A 21,405-nucleotide genomic window follows, 5' to 3' on the forward strand; every position below is an offset into this window, starting at 1 on the left:
CGTGCGCTACGCAGAATCACTCCTGGACCTCGTCGGCAACACCCCGCTGGTGAGGCTGACCAAGACCACCGACGGGGCCAAGCCCCTCGTCCTCGCCAAGGTTGAGTACTTCAACCCCGGCGGCTCGGTGAAGGACCGGATCGCGGTCCGGATGATCGAGGCCGCGGAAGCCTCCGGTGAGCTCAAGCCCGGCGGCACGATCGTCGAGCCGACCTCCGGCAACACTGGCGTCGGGCTCGCGATGGTCGCCCAGCAGAAGGGCTACAAGTGCGTCTTCGTCTGCCCCGACAAGGTCAGCGAGGACAAGCGGAACGTGCTCAAGGCGTACGGCGCCGAGGTCGTCGTCTGCCCGACCGCGGTCGCGCCCGAGCACCCGGACTCGTACTACAACGTGTCCGACCGGCTGGTCCGCGAGATCGAGGGCGCCTGGAAGCCGAACCAGTACGCGAACCAGAACAACCCGCGCTCGCACTACGAGACCACCGGACCGGAGCTCTGGGAGCAGACCGACGGCAAGATCACGCACTTCGTCGCGGGCGTCGGCACCGGCGGCACGATCAGCGGCACCGGGAAGTACCTGAAGGAGGTCTCCGGCGGCCGCGTGCAGATCATCGGCGCGGACCCGGAGGGTTCGGTGTACTCCGGCGGCACCGGGCGGCCGTACCTGGTCGAGGGCGTCGGCGAGGACTTCTGGCCGGAGACGTACGACCGGGACATCTGCGACCGGGTGATCGAGGTGTCGGACGCGGACTCGTTCGCGCTCACCCGGCGGCTGGCGCGGGAAGAGGCGATGCTGGTCGGTGGCTCGGCCGGGATGGCCGCCGCCGCGGCGATTCGGCTCGCGCACGAGCTGGACGACCCGGACGCGGTGATCGTCGTACTGCTGCCGGACGGTGGGCGTGGATACCTGACGAAGGTGTTCAACGACGACTGGCTGGCGCAGTACGGGTTCCTCGCGCACGCGAAGGCGGGGACTACGCTCGGTGACGTACTGGCCGGGAAGGACGGCAGCCTGCCGCCGCTGGTGCACACCCACCCGCACGAGACGATCGCCGAGGCGGTCGCGATCCTGCGCGAGTACGGCGTCTCGCAGATGCCGGTCGTCCGGGCCGAGCCGCCGGTGATGGCGGCCGAGGTGGCCGGCGCGGTGTCGGAGCGGACGCTGATGGACGCGCTGTACTCCGGCAAGGCGCGACTGGCCGACATCGTCGAGCAGCACATGGACCCGGCCCTGCCGTCCCTCGGCGCCGGCGAACCGGTCACCAAGGCGGTCGAGCTGCTCGAAGGCCGCGACGCCCTGATGGTGCTCGACGACGGCAAGCCGGTGGGCGTACTGACCCGGCAGGACCTCCTGGTCCATCTGTCCGCCGACTGAGCTTGTTCTAGCGGTCCACGACTGACGGGATGATGGCGATCAGCGCGGTGATCACGATACCGATCACCACGACGGCCGCTCCTGCGATCTGAAGAATGTCCATGCCTCAAGAGTCCTGCACCGACGCATCTGAGACATCGGCCTCCGGATCGGTCTTCCCCTCATCCCAAGGTCGTACGCCGCCCTGCCCCACCTCCTACTAGAGGAGTCCGGGTAATCACCTAGTGGACCACAAAGGACACCGCTCCGCGGCGGCTGCCTGATGGCCGCCTTCGGCGGCGTGCTGCCGCCGCCGGGTGGGGGGTACACGTGGTGGGTGGCTGTTCCCGCGCGCAATGGGCACCGCTTCGCGGCGGCTGGCTTTCGGCCACCTTCGGCGGGTGCTACCGCCGTCGGGGGAGCGGCTTCGCCTGGAGCAGTTGCTCCGCGGGGGAAGGTAGTCGCTGCAAGGAGACCAGCCGCGCTGCGGCGTGGCTGGATGTCCGCGGTCTGCGGTGCGTGCTCCTGTCCCGAGGCGGGAACGCGTCGATGCCCTCCTGCACCTGTTTCCGGGTCGGCGCTTCGCGGTGACTGTTGTTGGCCGCGTCCGGCGGCGCGGTGCTGCCGAGGGGACCGTATGCGCGGTGGGTACCTGTTCCGGCGGAGCTGAACACGCAGGATCGGCCGGATGGTGCCGTCGGGTTGGTGTTCCTGCGCAGAGGACCCGTGGGGAGGCTGTTTGCTGGCCGCGTTCGGCGGTGGGTAGGGGCTCCTGCGTGGGTTCGCGGCGGTCCGTTCCGCGCGTCGGTCGCGGCTCGGGCAGCGCGGGCGTCAGTGGACGACCGCGAAGTCGGATGGGTTGAGTTTTCGGGTGCGGCGCCAGTAGGTGAAGGTCCAGGCGGGCCAGATGGTGGAGTTTCGGCCGGTGGGGTCCAGGTACCAGCTGGTGCAGCCGGATTGCCAGACGGTGTCGTCGAGGTCGGTCTGGACGTCGGTGACGAACTGTTCCTGGGCCTCCTCGCGGACCTCGACATACGTCGCGTTGCGCCGGCGGAGGAGGTGGAGGGCCTGCATCACGTAGCGGACCTGGGCCTCGATCATGAAGACCATCGAGGAGTGGCCGAGGAGGGTGTTCGGGCCGACGAGCAGGAACAGGTTCGGGTAGCCGGCGACCGTGATGCCGAGGTGGGCGCCGATGCCGTCGCGTTTCCAGTGGTCGGCCAGGTCGATGCCGTCCCGGCCGCGGATCGGCATCCGGGTGAGGTTCGCGGAGACGTCGAAGCCGGTGCCGAGCACGATGGTGTCGCAGGACCGTTCGGTGCCGTCGGCGGTGACCACGCCGGTCGGGGTGACGCGCGCGATCGGGGTGCTGATCACGCTGACGTTGGGCCGGGCGAGGGCCGGGTAGTAGTCGTTCGAGATCAGGATCCGCTTGCAGCCGATCTGGTAGTCCGGGGTCAGCTTCGCACGCAGTTCCGGGTCGGTGACCTGCTTGTGCAGGTGCCGTTTCGCCTGGATTTCCAGGCCTTTCATCAGCTTCGGGTTCCCGGCGAAGCCGGCGCCGCGACCCTCGAGCCCCCAGTAGATCGCGTTCCGGATCGTCCGTTGCGCGGCCGGGAACCGTTCGTGCAGCGTGCGTTCCCAGCCGCCGATCGCGCGGTCCGGCTTCGGCGTCACCCACGGCGCCGTCCGCTGGTACACGTCCAGTTGCGCCACCTGCGGCGCGATCCGCGGTACGAACTGGATCGCCGACGCCCCGGTCCCGATCACCGCGACGTTCCGCCCGCGGAGGTCGCGGTCATGATCCCACCGCGCCGAGTGGAACGCCGTACCGCCGAACGAGTCCAGGCCGGGGATGTCCGGCAGCTTCGGCTGGTGCAGGCTGCCGACGCCGGCGACCAGGGCCTGGGTCTCGATCGTCTCGTCGTCGTTGACCGTGACGGTCCAGTGCCCGGACCTCTCGTCGAACTCCGCCCCGGTGACCTCCGCGCCGTACCGGATCTTGTCCGCGACGCCGTACTTGTCCGCGCAGTGCCGCAGGTAGGCGAGGATCTCGTCCCACGGCGCGAACATCCGGGTCCAGCGCGGGTTCTGCTCGAACGAGAACGAGTAGAGGTACGACGGGATGTCGCACGCGCAGCCCGGGTACGTGTTGTCCCGCCAGGTGCCGCCCAGGTCGTCGGCGGCCTCCAGGACGACGAAGTCCTCGCAGCCGGCCTGCTTGAGCTTGATCCCCATGCACAGTCCGGCGAACCCGGAGCCGATGATCATGACCTCAGCCATAACAGCCGAGGTTACCGGCCGGTCACCCCGCGACGGAAGCCTTCAACCGGTAGAGGGTCTCGCCGGCGTTCGGTACGACGAACGTGTCGGCGTCGGCCTCGTACGCGTCCAGGTCGACGGTCGCGGGGTCGGCGTACCCGAGGTTGGCTCCCCGTACGACGTCCTCGGGGATGCCGGTGGCGAGCGTGACCTGGACGCGGAGGTGCTCGCCGCTCACCGGGTCCCAGGTGCCGGCGCCGCGCAGGTGCGTCGAGTGCGCGAGCACACCCCAATGCAGGTCGCGGAACTTCTCCCACTGGCCGAGGAAGTAGTCGCGGCAGTGGTACCCGATCTGCTCGATCTCCGGGTGCATCGCGGCCAGCTGGGTGACGTGCGGCGCGTACAGGATCACCTCGCCGCCGTCGGCGACCACCGGCTCGAGCTTGTAGAACCCCTTCGCCGCGGTCCAGATGTCGGCGTACTTCGGTGGCATCACCGACACCACCCGCCGCACCGGGCGGTCCAGGTACCGGACGTGGGTCTGCGCGGAGATCTCCGCGGCGGCCCGCCACGACTCGACCGTGTCGCCGAACGCGATCGCGTGCAGCGAGTCGGTGCCGGACCGGGCGACCACGGACAGCGCGAGCTTCTCGGCCGGGATCAGCGCGGCGGCCTCGTCGATCAGCGCCCGGACCGGCGTGATCCCCGGCGTACCGATGATGTTCGCGCTGGTGATCAGCGCGCCGAGCCAGTGCGAGAAGTCGATCACCTCCTGGCCGGCGACGCCCGGGAAGAAGTACTTGTTGCCGCCGGAGAACCCGACCACCTCGTGCGGGAACACCGGCCCGACGACCAGCGCCACGTCGTGCTCGACGACCGCCCGGTTCAGCCGGACCGGCACCTCGTCGCGGAGCATCTCGGCGGAGATCTCGCCGACCCGGTCGGGGCCGATCGTGCCGAGGTCCGCGAACGTCTCCGGCTTCCACCACTCGTGGTTGATCACGTTCGGGTAGTCGTCGCCGAGGTGCTCGCGGAGCTGCTCCGGCGTCATCGCCGCGTGGGTGCCGAGGGCAACCAAAATCGTGACCTGGCTGCCCTTCAGTGCCTGGGTGACCGCCTTCAGGAGCAGGGGGAGCGGGCAGCTGCGGGTCGCGTCCGGGACGATCACACAGACGCTCTTCCCCTCCAGCCCGGCACCGGCCAGGGCGTCGCCGACGAACGCCGTCACCTCGTCCTCGGTCAGGACCTGACCCGCACCACCGATCACCACCGCATTGGTCACACCTCGACCTTAGAGGTCGCGCGGGACCATTGCACTCCCGCGATCACGGCGTACGCGATCCCGCCCGCCGGGACCGCCCAGAAGCGGAAGAACGGGAGCTGCCCCGAGAACGCGGTCGCCGCGAACACCGCGCCGTACGTCGCGACGCCCGCAACCGTCCCGCGCCGCCGCGAGTCGAGCGCGGTGCTCGGCAACGGACCCATGTGCCGGTCGAGAACCGCGCCGAACGCGCTCAGGCCGACGAGCGACGTGAGGATAATCAGTACGCCGCCGGGCAGGCCGCCGAAGACGATCGCGGCCGCGTTCAGGAAGGTGATCAGTGCGAACGCGACCGCCATGTCCAGCGCGCCGAACGTCAGGTGCGACCGGCGCCGGCGCTTCAGGTCGACGTCGTCGCCGGTACGGACCGGGCCGGGGTCGCCGGAGAGCCGCCGTACGGTCAGGATCAGGCCGGTCGCGAGGACGAGCAGGAGCAGTACGCCGAGTATCGACAGCGTGACGGTGCGCGTCGTCGACATGTACTGGTGGACGACGCCGTCGTCGGACACGCAGCTCGCGGACGGCGGGAACCAGCGGGTCCGCGGTACGGCGTTCACCGCGCCGAGCTTGCGCGCGCAGTCCTCGTCCGGGTCGTACCAGTTCGGCTGGGACAGCGTGACCGCCGACGCCCACACCAGGCCGCCGATCAGCCCCAGTCCCAGCAGAGAACCCGCCCGCCGCCGTACCCAGTCCACGGCTCTACCCTCTCATCCGTGGATCCTTACCTTGCCGAGCTCCGTCGCGCCGTGGGTTCCCGGTTGTTGCTGTTGCCGGGCGCGCAGGTGCTGGCGATCGACGCCGACGACCGGATCCTGCTCCAGCGGAGCCGCGACACCGGTCTGTGGGAGCTGCCGGCGGGCGGGGCCGAGCCTGGTGACAGCTTCCGCGGTACGGCGGCCCGCGAGTTCTCGGAGGAGACCGGGCTGGTGGTGCGCGAGGAGGACCTGGTGCCGTTCGCGAGCGTGTCCCGGGCCGACGTACACACACTCACCTATCCGAACGGCGACGTCGTCCAGTGCTTCGCCCTCTGCTTCGAGGCCCGCACCTGGACCGGCGCCCTCCGCCCCGCGGCAAACGAAGTACTCGAAGCCGGCTTCTTCACGGAACCACCCGGCCCGCTGCATCCGCCGACCGAACTGGTCCTACGCCTCCACACCACCTACCGGAAAACCGGCCTGTTCCAGGCCTACTGAATGCGCTAGATGACAGTTGCCGTTGGCAAGTACAGGAAAGAATGGGATATTGCTGGGATGGGCGTGACCGTGGCGGAATTGTCCGACGGGCTTCGGCGGTTGGGGCTGGGAGAGGCGTCTGAGGTGGTGGTGCACTCGTCGTTGAGTGCTTTCGGGTACGTCGACGGTGGGGCGGAGGCGGTGTGTGCGGCGTTGGCGGAGGTGTGTGGGACCGTGCTGATGCCGGCCGGGACGTGGGATCTCACCGGGTTGCCGGCGCCGCCGGGGATGGTGCGGCCGCGGAACGCGTTCTGGAACGCGGGGAGCTGGCCGGAGTTCGACGAGAAGTTGTCGGAGGCAACCAGCTTCCGGGTGGACCTGCCGGTCGACCGGTGGCTCGGGCGGATCCCGGAGACCTTCCGGCAGACCCGCGATCCGTTGCGGAGCGAGCATCCGCTGTTCTCCTACCAAGCCGCAGGACCCGCCGCCGAGCGCATCCTCGCTGCCCAGCGCCCGGACTGGCCGCTCGGGCCGATCGAGGCGCTCGACGGTGACGTGCTGCTGCTCGGCGTCACGCACACCTCGAACACCACGATCCACCTCGCCGAGCAGTACCTCGGCCGCTCCCGGTTCTACCGGTACGCGAAGTCCGCCGACGGCCTGTGGGTCGAGTACCCGAACGTCCCCGGCGCCAGCCACATGTTCGACGCGATCGAGCCGGTACTGCGTCCCGCGACCAAGGAGGTCCGGATCGGTCAGGCGCGCGTACGCCGGATCCCGAAGCAGGCCGTCCTGGACGCGACCCGCGACCTGATCGAGTCCGACCCGACCGCGCTGCTCTGCACCGACGACCCGACCTGCCGCTGCGCCGCCGCACTCCAGCAGCGACTCGCCGCCTGGGAACCGCTTTAGCTGACGTCGATCAGCACCTTGCCGACGATGCTGTTCTCCACCGCGGCGTGCGCCTCGGCGGCCTCGTCGAGCGCGTAGTGGAGCAACGGGATCCCGGCCTCCGGCCCGACCCGGATCGCCCCGGCCGCGACCGCCGCCGCGACGTCACCCAGCCCACGCGGCCGCCACGAGTCCGGCGCCGTGTACAGCAGCACGAACTGCCACCGCGCGTTCGGCACCATCGACGCCCGCACCGGGAGCTCCATCGTCGCGCCGCCGTCGGTCGCGTACACCGCCACCGACCCGTGCGTCGCGATCACCGCCGCGTCGATCGCCGCGTTCGCCGCCGGGGACACCTCGACGATCGTGTCGACCCCGCCCGGAGCAATCGCCCGTACCTCGGACACCACGTCCTGCTGCCGGTAGTCGATGACGTGATCCGCGCCGGCCAGCGCGGCGAGGTTGCCCTTCTCCGGGCTGCTCACGGTCGTGATCACGGTCGCGTCGGACCACCGCGCCAGCTGGATCGCCGCGTTCCCCACCGCGCCCGCGCCGCCGGCGACCAGCACGGTCCTCCCGGCGAGCTTGCCCGGCCCGAGGTGCACCGGCCCGTCCTCGGTCACGGTCAGGCAGCGGTGCGCGGTCAGGAACGGTACGCCGAGCGCAGCCCCGAGGTCGTACGACGCCTCGTCGGGCAGCGGCACCACATGCCGCACCGGCACCACGGCGTACTCCTGCGCCGTACCACCCGACGGTCGAAGGTAGGCCGCCTCCCAGAGCCACACGCGCTGCCCGCGGAGCCCCGCGTCGACGCCCTGCCCGACCGCGTCGACGACGCCGGACCCGTCCTGGTTCGGCACCTGCGCCGGGTGCACCGGCGTACCGGGCTCGCTGCCGCGGCGCGTCTTCCAGTCGGTCGGGTTGACGCCCGACCGGTGGATCCGCACCCGCACTTCCCCCGGCGCCGGCTCGGGCATCGGCCTGTCCACGAGGGTCAGGACGTCAGGATCACCGGTCACGGAGTACTCGACAGCTCGCACCCCACCGACGCTACCGCAGCTGCTTGGTGAACATCAGGGTCGCGGCGTCGTCGTTCCGGACCAGCTCCATCGGCGGCACCTGGTGACCGTCGTAGATCAGCCCGCGTCCGTCGGGGAGGTACCCGCGCCGCACGTACATCCGCTGCGCCTGCCCGTAGTCCGCGTACAGCCCGACGCCGATCCCCACCACGGCAGACCTTTCCGCCACCAGCGCCTCGGCCGCGTCCATCAACGCGGAGCCGATGCCCTGCCGCCGGAGCTTCGGCAACACGTTGAAGTCCTGGATCTCCGGGACGTTCCCGAAGTACGGCGACTTCCACCGCACTGTCACGTATCCGGCGTACGCGCCGCCGACCGTCGCCACCAGGACGTCTCGCGTCCCAGCGGCCTGCTCGGCCAGGTACCGCTCGTACTGCGCGACCGGCTTGTCCCAGCCGAGCTCGGCCATCGCCCCTGAGATGATGTCCGGGTCGTCGTCCCGCAGCGGCCGGATCTCCATGGTCGCCAGGGTGCTGGAGACCCGGGCTGTCCCGCAAACGGATTTCTGCCGGAGGGCGCCGGGGACGGCGCCCTCCGGCGGGCGTCACGGGGTCGGGTCCGGGTAGCTGCCGCCGAGGATGTCGGTGTTGCCGAAGGTCGCCGGGCAGGTCCCGAGGACGTCCGGAGCCGGCGCGGCCGGTCCGCCGTAGAACGAGTCGCGGTACGCGTTGACCGACGGGCAGACGCCCGCGTCGTGCGCGTCGTTCCACACCGCGACCGCGCGGTCGTTCGTTGCCGCGGCGTACACGTAGTCCCCGAGGAACTCCGCGGTCAGCGAGTTCGTGCTGCTGCCCCGCGGATCGCCGCCCGGGGTGCGTTCGAGCGTGGTCCACCCGGACGGTACGCCGTTCACCACGTCCGCGTGCTGTACTTCGCCGACGAGCCCGCGTGGGTCCGTCGTGTTGTCGCGGTAGGGCGTCGTGAACGAGTTGTGCACCACGTACAGGTCGGCGCCGTCCGGGGACACCGCCGGTGCTGTGTAGACCGGGCGATCGCCGGGCGCGAGGCTGAGCGGGGACGGCGTGGACCAGGACGTGCCGCCGTTCCGCGACCAGGTCAGCATCAGCTGCTCGTGGTTCAGGCCGGCCCGGCCGTCGGACCAGGTCATGAAGATCTCGTTGGTCGCGCCAACGCCACTGGGGCGTCCGTTCGCAATGTCGACGTTCGGCCCGCCGGCCAGGTCGACACGGGCGCCGGCGATCCCGTCCATCACCGGGCGGCCCTGGGCCGGGTCGAGCACACCCGGCTCCACGACCGGAGCGACCGTGGCCGGGCCGGTGAAGTGTGCGCCGCCGTCGGTCGACTTGTACATCAGTTCCAGGTTCGCGCCACCACGGAGGCCGACGCCGAACACGTAGACGTTGCCCGTGCTGTCCGTGCGTACGACGCAGCCGTCGGGCTGCTGGCTGATGCCGTTGTTCGTGGCCGGGCCGAGCTGATTCGTCGTCCACGTCCGGCCGCCGTCGGACGAGCGCGCCACCATGAGCGGCACGGGGAGCGCCTGGCCGTGGCTGTTGCTGCGGAAGCTGGCCCAGCAGGTGTACACGTTGCCGAAGAACCGGCTGCTCGCCGCGTTGTCGGCGTACAGTTGCTCCTTGTCGGAGAACGTTGTCGACGACTGCCTCGAGATGATCACCGGCGCGGTCCAGGCGGACGCGTCGTTCCGCGCCGCGGCGCGGACGTCGTCGGTCGTCGACACCGCGATCGCCTCGGCGCCGCGGAACGTCTCCAGTTGCCGTACGGCGGAGAAGTTCGAGGTCAGGTTCGCGTAGTACAGCCGGGAGCCGTTCGACCAGGAGAACTTCCCGTCCGGACCGGGGCGCGGACCGAACGCGACGGCCGGGTCACCGTCCGAGACAAGGCCGGCCTCGAAGTAGCGCGGCAGTGTGCCGATCTTGCCCACCCCTGGCGTACAGGCCGCCGGGCCGAGGCAGTCGCGCGCGGTCCAGCCGCTGTACGTCGGTTGCGTCCAGGTAGTGCCGCTGTCGAACGAGAAGTACACGCCGGACACGCCGACCCCGGGGGTGAACGGGCAGGTGCTCGGGTCGCCCGCGGCGCACGACTCCATGTCGATCTCCTCGTTCACGCCCGCGACGACGACCGACGGATCGTGTGCGTCGATCGCGACCGCCGGCTCGTTCTGCTTGTTCTGCGAGAACGGCGTCGGCGGGCTTCCGACCGTCACCTCGTTGGCAGGTGCCGCGTAGGCAGCGACCGCGGCGCCGCAGAGGGCGGCTGCGAAGGCAGCGACGGAAGCGATGACAAGGCGTGGCTGGGCCATGATCCCTCCCCAGGACGGCCCGCCGGACCGGGACCGGTTCCCGGCCCGAGTGGCGTCTCGACTCTGCTCCTGCCGAGGGCGGCTCACAACATCTCGCGGCCGAATTCAGTAGCGGTCAATACCTGGCCGCTATTGGAGGTTAAGGTCTGGGCATGACGACGAACGAGCAGACCCCGGCACCGGAGCGCGCCGACATCCTGGACCTTCTCGCGACCCGCCGGCACTTCCTGCGGCACACGGCGCAGGGCCTGACCGACGAGCAGGCGAGCACCCGCAGCACCAAGAGTGAACTTACGGTCGGCGGGCTGATCAAGCACGTCATGACCGTCGAGCAGCACTGGGCCGACTTCGCCCGCGGCAAGGTCGGCACCACGCCGACCGAGTACACGCCGGAGGTGATCGCGGCCTGGCAGGACCAGTTCCGGTTCGTCGACGGCGAGACGCTCGCCGACGTGCTCGCGGCGTACGAGAAGGTCGCCGAGGAGACCGCGGAACTGGTCCGCACCCTAGATCTGGACGACAAGTACGAGCTCCCGGCCGCGCCCTGGCAGCCGCCGGGCGTGTTCTGGTCGGTCCGGATGGCGTTCCTGCACATCGCCTCCGAAACCGCCCAGCACTCGGGCCACGCGGACATCATCCGCGAGACCATCGACGGCCAGAAGACGATGGGCTGACGCTTGACGTTTTGTGATACGAGCGTGTTAATGTCCGAGGTATATTGACACGCTCGTGTTACAACCTCGGAGTACTACGTGATCGTGCTGCTGGCCGCGTTGGGGTGGGTGCTCTGCAACGTTCTGGTGCTCGTGGTCGCGAAGGGCAGCCTGCCGTTCGACTGGCCGGACGCGGCGTCGGGCAGCCCGGTCGACCGGCTGGTGAGCGCGAACCTCGGCCTCGTCGAGGTGCTCCTGCTGGCCGCGCTGGTGTTCTGGATGACCCGCAAACGGCGCACTCTGAACCTGGCCGCCCGCGCACCTGAACGCTCCGTGGCGGCCCGCGAGACGGCGTTGCTCCTGCTGTACGGCGTTGGCGGCCTGATCGTCGGGTTCCTCATGGCGCGGTTGCTCGGCTGGCACCCGTTCGGACTGCACCTGGCCGGCTCGCTGTACGGCACGCACGCACACGTCGCCCCGGCGGAGGCGATCGTGTGGGCCGTCTACAACCTCGTCGTGTACGCCGTGATCCCGCTGCTGTACTTCCGGCGGCGCTACTCGTCCGAGGCGCTCAACCTCCGCTCGTCGAACCGGCGCGCGGACGTCGTACTGATCCTGGTGGTGCTCGCGATCGAGTCCGCCGTCCAGATCGCCGCGCTCGACCCCGGGATCTTCGAGCTCACCGGCCGCCAGTTCGCGATCGGCGTACCGCTGACGTTCGTGCTGTACCTGGCCGGCGCCGTACTGCCCGCGATGGTCTTCATCTACGCGATCCTGGTACCGCGGTTCCTCCGCCTCACGGGATCGGTCGCGGCGACGGTCGTCCTCGGCGGGCTGACGTACACGGTGCTGCACGTGTGGGACGCGTGGACGCTCTTCAACTCACCCGGGAACGCCGTACTGTCGATCGCGTTTCTGCTGCTGACGTACTTCGCGCCCGGGATGTTCAAGACGGTCCTCACGGTGCGGACCGGCAACGCGTGGGTGCACGTGTGGGCGTATCACGCGTTCGTACCGCACACGCTGGTCGATACGCCCAACATCGTTCGCATCTTCCGGATCACCTAGCCGCGCGGAGCTTGCCGAACGCCGTCGGCGGGCCGTCGTCCAGCCGTTCGTGGATCGCCTTCGCGCAGTCCTCCGGGGACAGGTGCTCCGAGTCCACTTCCACGTCGTACACGCCGTGGTCGTGGACGAGGGGGAACTGCAGCGCGGCGCGGCCGATCGTGCGGTTGCCGCGTTCCCGTTCGCGGCGTTCGAGTTCCGCGAGCGAGCAGCGGACGCCGACGAACAGGACAGGCAGGTCCTCGAACGCGGTCAGGCAGTCGTCGAGCCGCCAGCGTTCGCCGAGGATGTGGTCGACGACCACGTCGTTCCCGGCCGACGCCATACCGGCAACGGCGCGATGGAAGCCCAGCACGGTTCGCTGGAAGATCGGCAGGAACTCGTCGTCGCTCCACTCCCCCCGGCTCCGGATGTGGTGGAAGTGGTCGATCTTCAGCAGGTACCACGCGCCGTCGAGCGTCTTCATCAACTGCTCGGCGATCGTCGACTTCCCCGAACTCGACGTCCCGTTCAACAGAATCACCCGCCCCGCTCCGGCGGGCGTGGCCTCGGTCAACTCATGCGTTGCAGTGATCGACACCGCCCCATCATCCCTTCCCGAGACCGCCCGCCGACGTACGGGGTGGTCAGCTCTGCCGGACCCGCGGTACCTGGAAGCGGCTCACCTGCTGCGGCCACCCGCACGCCGCGGCGATCTTCCCCGCCCAGTACCGCGCCTGCTCCTCGTCGTCCACCGTCAGTACGGCGAACCCGCCCAGATGCTCCTTCGACTCGACGTACGGCCCGTCCGTGAACATCGGCGTACCGCCGGCCGCATCCACGCTGAACACCGGCGCATCCGGATCCAGCCCCCCGGTGAAGATCAACACCCCCGCCTCCCGCATCTCCGCCAGCAACGGCTTCAACGCCAGCGACTTGGCCATCAACTCCTCATCCGTATGCTCCGGCACCCACTCGTCGTTGAAGGCAACGAGGTACTCACCCATAACAACCTCCTCAACCAGGCAGCCCAACGCCGCCCTCCACCTTCACCACGAACCGACAGGCCCCAATCCGACAACCCGGACAGGGGTTTCTCCAAGGAACGCTACCGCTACCGAGTACTCGCACGGGCCCGGGTGACACCACCTAGACGCCTTGGCCCGTGGCCTTCTCGAAGCGTAGGCGGGCGGCGATGCCGACGGTCATTGTTTCGTCGATGTACTGGTGGGTGGAACGGATGAGGAATCGCAGGTCAGGGTTCTCGATCTCCCGGTAGGTCGCCGGGGTCTCGCCGGTGGACGCGCCTTCGCCACGGATCCAGGAGGCCACCGCGGTTCCCTGCGCCCGGGCTGAGGTCCACCGCGCCCGGGTCATCGGTCCCATCCGGTCCTCGATGGCCGCCACGACCTCGCCCGGCGTCTCCGGCCAAGAGCACCAGTCGCTCAGCACTTCGATGAGACCCAGCGTGAGTGCCTGGTCGAGCGCGGCATTGGGCTCGTCGCCGGCCAGGGCCTCTTCGGCGATGGTCAGCGACATCATCGCCGGCCCTGCGTTGCCCCGGTCGATCGCAGGGCACAGCCGGTGCTGGGACAGGTGACCGAGTTGCTCCTGCGTCGTGGGCGCGTCAGCCTCCGAAGGCCGGAACCACCGCAGACGCCTGGACAACCGCCGCAGCACCTCTTCAGCGGGGTCGGCCGACCGTCGAAAGATCCTCACCGGCCAACCTTATTCACCCTGACCGTCCTCCGCTGGACAGGCTTCCCCGCCGCCACATATCTGAGCCAGGTATGCCGTGGCTGCTGGCTACTCACCGTGCAGCCACAACAGGCTGCGGGATGCGTGGACCGCTCCATTGAAGACGACCGGGATCTTGCCGTACGACGTGATCGCAGTCGCCGTGCCATTGGTCCTGCCGAAGGTGTACTGGTAGCCGGAATCGGTGCTGTGGTCGATGCCCACGACAACGGAGCCCATGCTGTCGCCGCAATGCTCGACCAGGAGCGACTCGAACGAGGACCAGCCGGACTTGCGGATCAGCTTGACGACCGGCTTCGCGTTGGCGGTGATCGGGATGTGGATCGTGTAGAGCGCGCCTGCCGTGGTCGTCATCAGCAGCGTGTCGTACGTCCGCGTCTGGCTGATCATCGCCATCGTCTTGAAGCTCTTGAACCCGCCGAACGCGCCGTACGCCCGGTAACCCGCACCGCTCGCGGCATACCGGTACAGGTACCCGTTGGCGTTCAGACCGTACAGATACGAATGTGTGCCCGCGATCGAGTCGTTGTAGGTGGAGGTCGCGATCGTCTTGAAGTTCTTCCACCCGCCCCCGAGCTTGGTGGTAGTCACTCGCGCCTGACTGCCGACCGGGGTGATGGTGGAATGCCGGTACAGGTTGTCGCCCTGAAGCAGCAGCCCGTAGAAGTACGGCTGGCCCTGCCGGGTCGTCGACGGGTACCAGCTCGACATCGCCCGGACCGGAACGAAGCCCGCAAGCTGGAACTGGACCACCAGCTGCGGCGGTCTCGCGACGGCGACATCGGCCTCTATCACCTTGTTCCCGCTGTCCGTCCAGAGAATCTGGTTGTAGAAGGGCGACGAACCAACAGCCGCCCGCGCACCACCCACCGGCCCCGCCAGCGCACCAGCCACCAATATCCCAACCCCAGCCAGAACCACCCCCAGCCGCCGCACGCCCATCCGCCCCGCCCCTCCACGATCCCCAATCCCGAACCGCTGACGATAGCGCCCCCTACCGACAAACCCACCCCCGTTGCCACTTCCTGCAAACGCCGGTGTTGCTTTGGCTGCGGTAGCCGGTGGGGTCCTTCGGACAGAACGCGACACGGAGGCTGTCTCTGGCGGATGATCACCGCATGCGTGGAGAGCGAGCCGAAGTTGCTGGGTGGATTCCGGCTGTGCTGGGCGGCGTCCTGTTCGGTGTGGTGATGGGCGCCTTCACCAAGGACGACGGGTCGAGTTGGACTGCAGCCTGCGTCGGGGCGATCGTCACGGGTGTCCCGTTCGGATTGGCGATCGGTTGGTGGAGCGCCAGGTGGCAACGAGGGATGAAGGACGCAGAAGGCGACGTCCCCGAGGACAAGGTCCGCGTCGCTCATCGCGCTGCGATGGGTGGTCCCGTGCCTGACGATGAGGAGATCCGGTCGGCCGCGCTGCGCATCGCGTCGCGACACCTCGCCGACTACACGGGCCGGACTCGCTGGCTGGTGATCATCGTCATGGTGATGGTCCTGATCGGGAGCGTTGCCGGGGCGCTCGACGAGTCCCCACGGGCGTTGCTGGGTGCGATTGTTCCGGCTTTCACTTTGTTCATCCGGTGGTACTGGCCCAGACGTCTTCGGCGGCGGATCACCCTGCTCAGCGAGGGGAGAACGCAGTAGCCGCACTGACCGTCCGCGAGGGCCGGAAGACGGCCCTCGCGTCGGTGCGACCGATCAGTCGTCGGCAGGGAACTTGGCGCCGGTGTTGCTGTGGCAGCGGTAGCCGTTGGGGTTTTTGTGGAGGTACTGCTGGTGGTATGCCTCCGCGAAGTAGAAGGTGGTGGCGGGGGCTATTTCGGTGGTGATGTCGTCGTAGCCGAGGGGCTTGATGACGGGGGCGTAGAGGTCGCGGGTGCGTTCGGCTTCGGTGCGCTGGGCGTCGGTGGTGTAGTAGACGGCCGAGCGGTACTGCGAGCCGAGGTCGTTGCCCTGGCGCATACCCTGGGTCGGGTCGTGGGTCTCCCAGAAGACCTTCAGCAGGTCGGTGAAGGTGGTCTTGGTGGGGTCGTAGACGACGCGGACGGCCTCGGCGTGGCCGGTGCGGCCGGTGCAGACCTCTTCGTACGTCGGGTTCGGGGTGTAACCGCCTGCGTACCCGACGGCCGTGGTGTACACGCCCGGCTGCTGCCAGAAGATCTCCTCGGTGCCCCAGAAGCATCCGGTGCCGAACCAGACCTCCTCGAAGCCCTCGGGCGCGGCGGCGGTCTGCGGCGTGTGCAGGACGATGTTCTCGTCCGGTACGGCGAAGCCGGGAGTGGGCCGGCCGGGCAGTGCGGCCTGCGGCTCGACCATGGCGGTGTTGCGGGTGAAGAACGACATTCTCACGCCTCTCGCAGTGTGACTCTCATAGTCCCCCAACGCTCCCGCCAAGACGAACCTTCCCCGCACCCCTTACGGGGCGATGACGTGCGGACCGCCACCACTCACCAACACCCGCCCGACGGCGGTCACTGAGCGCGAACCCCCGCCAGGCGGGCTTGATGAGTGGTGGCGGTCCGCCAGGCCATCACAATCGGGCGATCCGCCCGGCTTCGCGCGGGGGCCGCGGCCGCCGGGCCGATTGTGATGGCCTGGGCGTCCGCCTTCACGCGATCATCACGCCGGGCCGGCGAGTCGGGGCGTCGGTGAGGGAGTCGTACGACGCGGCCAGGCGGTGGACGCCGTCCCGGAGCGCGTCCTCGTCCAGCGTGAACGGGAGGCGGATGAAGGACTCGAGGCCGCCGTCGGGGGAGAAGCGGGAGCCGGCGACGAGGAGCGCGCCGTTGCGTTGGGCGACGCCGACGAGGCTGGAGCCGACCGGTTCGGGGAGTTCGCACCACAGCGACAGCCCACCGGACGGCAGCCGGAACTTCCACGTCGGCAACTCCTCCGCCACGGCGGCCGCGAGCGCGTCGCGCCGACGGGCCAGCGAGGCGCGGCGTTCCGGGAGCAAAGTGGATCGCCGTCGCAGCAGATCCGCGACCACGAGCTGCTCCAGCACCGGCGCCCCGAGATCCAGCGACGCCCGAGCGTCCAGCACCCGCGCCACCAGCGCCGCCGGCACCCGCATCCACCCGATCCGCAGCCCGCCCCAGAACGACTTGCTCACCGACCCGACGGTGATCACCCCGTCCGGGTCGTACGACGCGAACGGCGGCGGCATCTCCTGCCCGTCCAGCGACAGCTCGAACAGCGTCTCGTCCACGATCGCCGTCGTCCGCGACCGCGCGAACGCCCGCGCCAGCCGCTGCCGGTCCGCCGCCGACATCAGGAAACCGGTCGGGTTCTGGAAGTCCGCGACCAGCCACGCGGCCCGCGGCGCGGTCTGCCGGATGGTTGCCTCTAGCAATGGCAGGTCCCAGCCGCCGGGCGACATCGGTACGGCGACCACCCGGCAGCCGCTGCGCCGGATCGCGTCCACCGAGTTCGGGTGGGTCGGACTCTCGGTGAGGACCCGGTCGCCGATCTGGGTCGTCGCCCGGACCGCGATCGACGTCGCCGCGAGCGCCCCGGCGGTGACGATGATCTGGTCGGGGGTGGTCGGCAGGCCGCGTTCGCAGTACGCCGCCGCGATCTCGGACCGCAGTACCGGCAAGCCCTGCGGGTGGTACCCGGGCGTCGCGAGGTGCAGCGGCAGTTCGAGCGCCGCGGCCGCCACCGCCGTACTGATGCCGGGCACCGCCGCCGGTGCCGCGCAGGTGAAGTCGTACAGCCCCTCGGTGTCGATGCCGGGCGCGTGGTGCCGCCCGAGCTCAGGCCCGACCTTCGACGGCAGTGCGGTCACGCTGCCGGATCCGCGCCGGCTGGTCAGGTACCCGCTGTCCCGCAGCTCGCGATAGGCGGATGCCACCGTCGTACGGCTGACCCCCAACGCGTCGGTCAGTTCGCGCTCGCTCGGCAGCCGCGAGCCGGGCATGATCCGCCCGTCCGCGATCAGCAGCCGGAGCCGCTCGGCCAGCACGCGGTACGCCGGACCGGGACCGCCGGCCCACTCGCCGAGCAGGCCGGTCAACGTACTTGCGGGGAGATAACGGGCTTGCATGCAGTCCACTATCGCGCAATTGGCTATCGAATACCAGGCCACTTCTTCCGGACACTGGGATACGTGACCGCCACCTCCGCTGCCCCGCCGCGCCAGCTCGCCCCGCTCAACCCGATCCAGCAACTGAAGGCAGGCCACCTGCCGCGCAGGCTCGTCCAGCTGTACGCCGGCCTCTCGCTGTACGGCGCCTCGATGGGACTGATGATCCAGGGCAATCTCGGCCTGGACCCGTGGGATGTGTTCCACTCGGGCATCACCAAGCACGTCGCGCTCAGCTTCGGGACCGTGGTGATCGCGATCAGCTTCGTCGTACTGCTCGCCTGGATCCCGCTCCGCCAGTGGCCCGGGCTCGGCACGATCAGCAACGCGATCGTGATCGGCCTGGTCACGGACCTCACGCTGGCCACGATCGACCGGCCGCACGCGCTCTGGCTGCGGATCGTGTTCATGCTGTCGGGCGTCGTCCTGAACGCGCTGGCCGGCGCGCTGTATATCGGCGCTCAGTTCGGCCCGGGTCCGCGCGACGGCCTGATGACCGGACTGGTCCGCCGTACCGGCCTAAGTGTCCGGCTCGTCCGCACGACCCTCGAGCTGACCGTCCTCGCGACCGGGTTCCTGATGGGCGGCTCGATCGGCGTCGGCACGGTCGTCTACGCGTTGTCGATCGGGCCGCTCGTCCACATCCTGCTGCCGATCTTCACGGTCCGGCTCAAGACGACCACCTAGCCGCCGGCCCGCGTGCGGGTGAGAAGGTGGTGTGGTGCTGACGAGTCGTGGGACGGTGCTGTGAGGGCTTATCGGTTCACGGCGCCACTGTGGTTGCATCCGGGGGAGGGCTCGTGGCACTTCGTCACGGTGCCGGAGGAGATCAGCGACGAGATCACCGGCCTGACCGAGGGGCGGCGGCATGGGTTCGGGTCGGTGCGGGTCGCAGTGACGGTGGGTGGGAGCAGTTGGCGTACGTCGGTGTTTCCTACCAAGGACGGGACGTACGTGCTGCCGGTGAAGAAGCCGGTCCGTGTCGCCGAGGCGCTGATCGAGGGCAGCCCGGTGGAGACGCGGCTCGAGCTCGTCGATCTCTGACAGCTCGGTCCTAGGGGCTCAGCGGCCGTCTCTGTTGGGCGACTGCTTCTGGGTGTCGTGGTGTGCACCGGTCCCGCTCTTGGTGCCGCCTTCGACCGCGGTCTTGACGTCGCCGGATTTCACGCTGCTGAGCGGAGGCTGCGCGTTCTGCAGCCGCGCCAACGCCGCCACATCATTAGCAGCCCCCGGCTGCCCACTGACCTCCGGCCGCTGCCCAGCCGCTTGAGGCTGCTGCCCGGTCGCCCCCGGCTGCCCGCTGACCTGCGGCTGCTGCCCAGCCGCTTGAGGCTGCTGCCCGGTCGCCCCCGGCTGCCCGCTGACCTGCGGCTGCTGGCCAGCCGCTTGAGGCTGCTGCCCGGTCGCCCCCGGCTGCCCGCTGACCTGCGGCTGCTGGCCAGCCGCCTGGGGCTGTCCCGTGACCTGCGGCTGCTGGGCTGTGGCCTGGCCGGTGACCTGGGGTTGTTGGGGCTGCTGGGTCTGGGGCGGTTGGGGCGTGTCGACGGTCGGGGCCTGGGGATCGGTGGCTGCGGCTTCGGCGGTTGCCTCCGGGGTGACGGTGGGGGTGGCTGCGCCTTCGGCTTCCAGGTCGTCGAAGGTCAGCTGCTCGTCGGCGACGGCGTTCTCGTCGAGTGCCGTCATCCAGCGGTCGGCCATCGACGGCTGCGCGGGCTCGGCGCCCCCGACCTGTGGCCCTTCGCCGGCAGCCTGGTCGCTGGTCTCCACCTCGCCGGACGTGTCGACCGCCGGCTCGTCACCAACCGTCTGCCCGTCAGCGCCCTCACCAACACCCGGCGCGTCGCCCTCGCCAACGGCTGGCGCGGTTTCGCCCTCGCCGACGGCTGGTGTGGTTTCGCCTTCGCCGAGGGCCGGTGCGGCGTTCTCGTCGGGGGACTGGTCGCCGCCGTTCTCGCCGAGGGCGCGTGGGTTTTCGGCTTCCGGGCCGGCGATCGGCGTCATGAACTGGACGTTGTCGTTGATCGGCTGACGCTCCGGCTGCTGGTCGAGCTCCGGGCCGGTCTGGCCTTGCCCCTGGTCGGCGACCTGCTGCTGGAGCTGCTGGATGCGCGTCTCGAGCAGCCCTTGGAGCTGCGCCTGTGCCTGCAGGTTCTGCTGCATCGCCGAGATCACGCGGGACTGCTGCTCGATGGTCTCCTGCAGCGTCTGGATCTGCTGTGTCATCCGATCGTTCAGCTGCTGAGCGGCCGCCGTCGGCTGCTGCCCTTGAACCTGCTGCCCCTGAACCTGCTGCCCCTGAACCTGCTGCCCTTGAACCTGAGGCCCCTGCTGCTGCGCAGGCACGTTCTGGAACCGGCCCTGCGGCCGGAACACCTCGTCCATCCGCCCGGAGGCGAGCGCCGCCAGATCGGACCGGTTGATCGTCGACCGCCCGATCGCGTACCGCACCGCCGGATCCGTGCGCTTCACGTCCCGGGCCGCCTGCGTGAACGCGGCCTTGAGCATCTTCGTGCCCTGCCGCGTGTTGCGCCACCGCGAATACCGGTTCGCGATCCGGCGCAACGGATTCCGGGTCTGCGCCGGCGTCGACGTACGTGCCGACATCGCCTCCCCGAGCTGCTGCGAGACCGCGCCGTACCGATCCGGCCGGAACTGCGCGTCCACATGGGTCCCGGCCAGCATCTGCAGGTCGGCGCGCGTCATGTTCGCGCGGCCGATCTGCTCGCGGACGGCAGGGTCCATCCGCTTGACGTCCCGGGCCGCCTGCGCGTACGCCGCCTTCAGCGTCTTGGTACCACGACGAGTCGTGTTCCACCGCGAGAACCGCTGGCGGATGCCGCGCGGGTTCTCCGGGTAGGACTGGCTCATGGGGTCTCCTAGTCGATGTACACGGCGTAGTTGACCCCGACAGACGTCGTCAGCGGGTCCTTGCTCGGCTTGGTGCTGTAGAGGTGGATCTGGGCCCCGGGCCGCAGCCAGACGGCCAGGTGCCGGCGGCCCGTCCCCGCACCGGGCTCCCACTCGTCCGCGAACGTCGGGCTGCTCTCGTCACCGACGTAGTCGGGCTGTCCCCAGTGCCGGGTGGCGAGCGCCAGGTGGTCCGGCCAGTGCGCGTCCAGGCCGGCCTCGGCGGCGGCGATGTCGGCCGGGCCGATCTCGTACGCCGACCAGCCGCTGTCCGGGCAGTCCGGGAACGCGAGCCCGTCGAACACGATCATCGTGGTCCCGCGCCGGGTGGTGAATCCCCACGAGACCATGTCGGCGGCGATCACCTCGCCGGCCTGCAGCGGCCACGGCTGCCAGGACGTCCTGCCCATCACCCGATGCACCAGCGCGCGCACGACCTCCGGCCCGGCCTCGTCGCCGTCCGGACCCGCGATCACGGTCCAGTCCGGGATCTCGGCGAGGTCCGCCATCGCCAGGTCGTCCTGGTCGAGCGGCCTGTCCTGCGTCTTCATCCGGCGCCGTCGTCCTTCCTGCCCGGTCCCACCCGTGGGTCTCCTGCGA

General features: G+C 69.7%; 22 protein-coding genes. 8 read left to right on the forward strand and 14 right to left on the reverse strand.

Annotation, left to right across the window (positions count from 1 at the left end; translation table 11 throughout):
* The first annotated feature begins 1 nt into the window (after position 1).
* Entirely contained in the window at positions 2-1,375 is a 1,374-nt protein-coding gene (locus tag ACQHIV_RS38890; protein WP_427889335.1) for a cystathionine beta-synthase, read from the forward strand.
* A gap of 810 nt (positions 1,376-2,185) precedes the next feature.
* Here the strand turns inward: ACQHIV_RS38890 and ACQHIV_RS38895 are convergent.
* The 3 genes from ACQHIV_RS38895 to ACQHIV_RS38905 are packed head-to-tail and all read right to left on the reverse strand — an operon-like array spanning position 2,186 to position 5,632.
* Entirely contained in the window at positions 2,186-3,637 is a 1,452-nt protein-coding gene (locus tag ACQHIV_RS38895) for a flavin-containing monooxygenase (protein WP_427889336.1), read from the reverse strand.
* 22 nt (positions 3,638-3,659) lie between these two features.
* Positions 3,660-4,898, reverse strand: coding sequence for a lactate racemase domain-containing protein (locus tag ACQHIV_RS38900; RefSeq protein ID WP_427889337.1), 1,239 nt, complete (start codon positions 4,896-4,898; stop codon positions 3,660-3,662).
* Positions 4,895-5,632, reverse strand: a complete 738-nt coding sequence (locus tag ACQHIV_RS38905; protein WP_427889338.1) for a hypothetical protein — start codon at positions 5,630-5,632, stop codon at positions 4,895-4,897. Before ACQHIV_RS38905 ends, ACQHIV_RS38900 begins: the two co-directional genes overlap by 4 nt.
* Positions 5,633-5,650: 18 nt before the next feature.
* Between ACQHIV_RS38905 and ACQHIV_RS38910 the strand changes: the two genes are divergently transcribed.
* Positions 5,651-6,130 carry an NUDIX domain-containing protein gene (locus ACQHIV_RS38910; protein WP_427889339.1) on the forward strand — a complete coding sequence of 160 codons (480 nt, stop codon included), beginning with the start codon at positions 5,651-5,653 and terminating at the stop codon, positions 6,128-6,130.
* A 57-nt stretch (positions 6,131-6,187) separates the two neighbouring features.
* The gene (locus ACQHIV_RS38915; RefSeq protein ID WP_427889340.1) at positions 6,188-7,021 is read left to right on the forward strand and encodes an AAC(3) family N-acetyltransferase; all 834 of its coding nucleotides are present in this window, start codon (positions 6,188-6,190) and stop codon (positions 7,019-7,021) included.
* Here ACQHIV_RS38915 and ACQHIV_RS38920 read toward each other — a convergent pair.
* The 3 genes from ACQHIV_RS38920 to ACQHIV_RS38930 form a co-directional block, all read right to left on the reverse strand.
* Positions 7,018-8,040: an NADPH:quinone reductase gene (locus ACQHIV_RS38920; RefSeq protein ID WP_427889341.1), complete on the reverse strand. Its 1,023-nt coding sequence runs from the start codon at positions 8,038-8,040 to the stop codon at positions 7,018-7,020. The two genes, ACQHIV_RS38915 and ACQHIV_RS38920, sit on opposite strands and share 4 nt — an antisense overlap.
* A gap of 10 nt (positions 8,041-8,050) precedes the next feature.
* A complete protein-coding gene (locus ACQHIV_RS38925) occupies positions 8,051-8,539 on the reverse strand; it encodes a GNAT family N-acetyltransferase (protein ID WP_427889342.1) in 489 nt (162 codons plus the stop codon).
* Positions 8,540-8,623: 84 nt separating this feature from the next.
* A complete protein-coding gene (locus ACQHIV_RS38930; RefSeq protein ID WP_427889343.1) occupies positions 8,624-10,360 on the reverse strand; it encodes a hypothetical protein in 1,737 nt (578 codons plus the stop codon).
* A 152-nt stretch (positions 10,361-10,512) separates the two neighbouring features.
* Here ACQHIV_RS38930 and ACQHIV_RS38935 point away from each other — a divergent pair, with 152 nt between their 5' ends.
* Both ACQHIV_RS38935 and ACQHIV_RS38940 read left to right on the forward strand, forming a co-directional pair.
* On the forward strand, positions 10,513-11,034 hold the full coding sequence (locus ACQHIV_RS38935; protein WP_427889344.1) for a DinB family protein: 522 nt from the start codon (positions 10,513-10,515) through the stop codon (positions 11,032-11,034).
* A 78-nt stretch (positions 11,035-11,112) separates the two neighbouring features.
* Positions 11,113-12,081, forward strand: a complete 969-nt coding sequence (locus ACQHIV_RS38940; protein ID WP_427889345.1) for a hypothetical protein — start codon at positions 11,113-11,115, stop codon at positions 12,079-12,081.
* Here ACQHIV_RS38940 and ACQHIV_RS38945 read toward each other — a convergent pair.
* The 4 genes from ACQHIV_RS38945 to ACQHIV_RS38960 all read right to left on the reverse strand — a co-directional run bounded on the left by ACQHIV_RS38945 (position 12,074) and on the right by ACQHIV_RS38960 (position 14,709).
* Positions 12,074-12,658, reverse strand: coding sequence for a chloramphenicol phosphotransferase CPT family protein (locus ACQHIV_RS38945; RefSeq protein ID WP_427889346.1), 585 nt, complete (start codon positions 12,656-12,658; stop codon positions 12,074-12,076). The two genes, ACQHIV_RS38940 and ACQHIV_RS38945, sit on opposite strands and share 8 nt — an antisense overlap.
* A gap of 46 nt (positions 12,659-12,704) precedes the next feature.
* Complete coding sequence (locus ACQHIV_RS38950; protein WP_427889347.1) at positions 12,705-13,064, reverse strand: YciI family protein; 360 nt, start codon at positions 13,062-13,064, stop codon at positions 12,705-12,707.
* Between the two features lie 142 nt (positions 13,065-13,206).
* Positions 13,207-13,599, reverse strand: a complete 393-nt coding sequence (locus tag ACQHIV_RS38955; RefSeq protein ID WP_427889348.1) for a hypothetical protein — start codon at positions 13,597-13,599, stop codon at positions 13,207-13,209.
* Between the two features lie 264 nt (positions 13,600-13,863).
* Entirely contained in the window at positions 13,864-14,709 is an 846-nt protein-coding gene (locus tag ACQHIV_RS38960) for a hypothetical protein (RefSeq protein WP_427889349.1), read from the reverse strand.
* 266 nt (positions 14,710-14,975) lie between these two features.
* Between ACQHIV_RS38960 and ACQHIV_RS38965 the strand changes: the two genes are divergently transcribed.
* On the forward strand, positions 14,976-15,458 hold the full coding sequence (locus ACQHIV_RS38965; RefSeq protein WP_427889350.1) for a hypothetical protein: 483 nt from the start codon (positions 14,976-14,978) through the stop codon (positions 15,456-15,458).
* Positions 15,459-15,512: 54 nt separating this feature from the next.
* Here ACQHIV_RS38965 and msrA read toward each other — a convergent pair whose 3' ends face one another.
* Together msrA and ACQHIV_RS38975 are read right to left on the reverse strand one after the other, a co-directional pair.
* Positions 15,513-16,157, reverse strand: coding sequence for a peptide-methionine (S)-S-oxide reductase MsrA (msrA, locus tag ACQHIV_RS38970; protein ID WP_427896649.1), 645 nt, complete (start codon positions 16,155-16,157; stop codon positions 15,513-15,515).
* A gap of 265 nt (positions 16,158-16,422) precedes the next feature.
* Positions 16,423-17,859 (reverse strand): PLP-dependent aminotransferase family protein, encoded by a 1,437-nt coding sequence (locus ACQHIV_RS38975; protein WP_427889351.1) that lies wholly within the window; start codon positions 17,857-17,859, stop codon positions 16,423-16,425.
* 63 nt (positions 17,860-17,922) lie between these two features.
* Here ACQHIV_RS38975 and ACQHIV_RS38980 point away from each other — a divergent pair, with 63 nt between their 5' ends.
* Both ACQHIV_RS38980 and ACQHIV_RS38985 read left to right on the forward strand, forming a co-directional pair.
* The gene (locus tag ACQHIV_RS38980; RefSeq protein ID WP_427889352.1) at positions 17,923-18,585 is read left to right on the forward strand and encodes a YczE/YyaS/YitT family protein; all 663 of its coding nucleotides are present in this window, start codon (positions 17,923-17,925) and stop codon (positions 18,583-18,585) included.
* Positions 18,586-18,645: 60 nt separating this feature from the next.
* Positions 18,646-18,942: a DUF1905 domain-containing protein gene (locus ACQHIV_RS38985; RefSeq protein ID WP_427889353.1), complete on the forward strand. Its 297-nt coding sequence runs from the start codon at positions 18,646-18,648 to the stop codon at positions 18,940-18,942.
* 18 nt (positions 18,943-18,960) lie between these two features.
* Here the strand turns inward: ACQHIV_RS38985 and ACQHIV_RS38990 are convergent, their stop codons facing one another.
* Together ACQHIV_RS38990 and ACQHIV_RS38995 are read right to left on the reverse strand one after the other, a co-directional pair.
* Positions 18,961-20,766, reverse strand: a complete 1,806-nt coding sequence (locus tag ACQHIV_RS38990) for a hypothetical protein (RefSeq protein ID WP_427889354.1) — start codon at positions 20,764-20,766, stop codon at positions 18,961-18,963.
* Between the two features lie 8 nt (positions 20,767-20,774).
* Positions 20,775-21,356: a hypothetical protein gene (locus ACQHIV_RS38995; RefSeq protein ID WP_427889355.1), complete on the reverse strand. Its 582-nt coding sequence runs from the start codon at positions 21,354-21,356 to the stop codon at positions 20,775-20,777.
* Positions 21,357-21,405 lie beyond the last annotated feature (49 nt).

The sequence above is a fragment of the Kribbella polygonati genome (assembly GCF_050320105.1).
In the GTDB taxonomy this organism is placed as follows: Bacteria; Actinomycetota; Actinomycetes; order Propionibacteriales; family Kribbellaceae; genus Kribbella.

What these genes read in the sequence shown, in the direction of transcription:
- ACQHIV_RS38995 (WP_427889355.1), bottom strand. Translation starts at nt 21,356, where the DNA reads ATGAAGACGCAGGACAGGCCGCTCGACCAGGACGACCTGGCGATGGCG.
- ACQHIV_RS38950 (WP_427889347.1), bottom strand. Translation starts at nt 13,064, where the DNA reads ATGGGTGAGTACCTCGTTGCCTTCAACGACGAGTGGGTGCCGGAGCAT.
- ACQHIV_RS38975 (WP_427889351.1), bottom strand. Translation starts at nt 17,859, where the DNA reads ATGCAAGCCCGTTATCTCCCCGCAAGTACGTTGACCGGCCTGCTCGGC.
- ACQHIV_RS38925 (WP_427889342.1), bottom strand. Translation starts at nt 8,539, where the DNA reads ATGGAGATCCGGCCGCTGCGGGACGACGACCCGGACATCATCTCAGGG.
- ACQHIV_RS38935 (WP_427889344.1), top strand. Translation starts at nt 10,513, where the DNA reads ATGACGACGAACGAGCAGACCCCGGCACCGGAGCGCGCCGACATCCTG.
- ACQHIV_RS38930 (WP_427889343.1), bottom strand. Translation starts at nt 10,360, where the DNA reads ATGGCCCAGCCACGCCTTGTCATCGCTTCCGTCGCTGCCTTCGCAGCC.
- ACQHIV_RS38990 (WP_427889354.1), bottom strand. Translation starts at nt 20,766, where the DNA reads ATGAGCCAGTCCTACCCGGAGAACCCGCGCGGCATCCGCCAGCGGTTC.
- ACQHIV_RS38895 (WP_427889336.1), bottom strand. Translation starts at nt 3,637, where the DNA reads ATGGCTGAGGTCATGATCATCGGCTCCGGGTTCGCCGGACTGTGCATG.
- msrA (WP_427896649.1), bottom strand. Translation starts at nt 16,157, where the DNA reads ATGTCGTTCTTCACCCGCAACACCGCCATGGTCGAGCCGCAGGCCGCA.
- ACQHIV_RS38915 (WP_427889340.1), top strand. Translation starts at nt 6,188, where the DNA reads ATGGGCGTGACCGTGGCGGAATTGTCCGACGGGCTTCGGCGGTTGGGG.
- ACQHIV_RS38955 (WP_427889348.1), bottom strand. Translation starts at nt 13,599, where the DNA reads ATGATGTCGCTGACCATCGCCGAAGAGGCCCTGGCCGGCGACGAGCCC.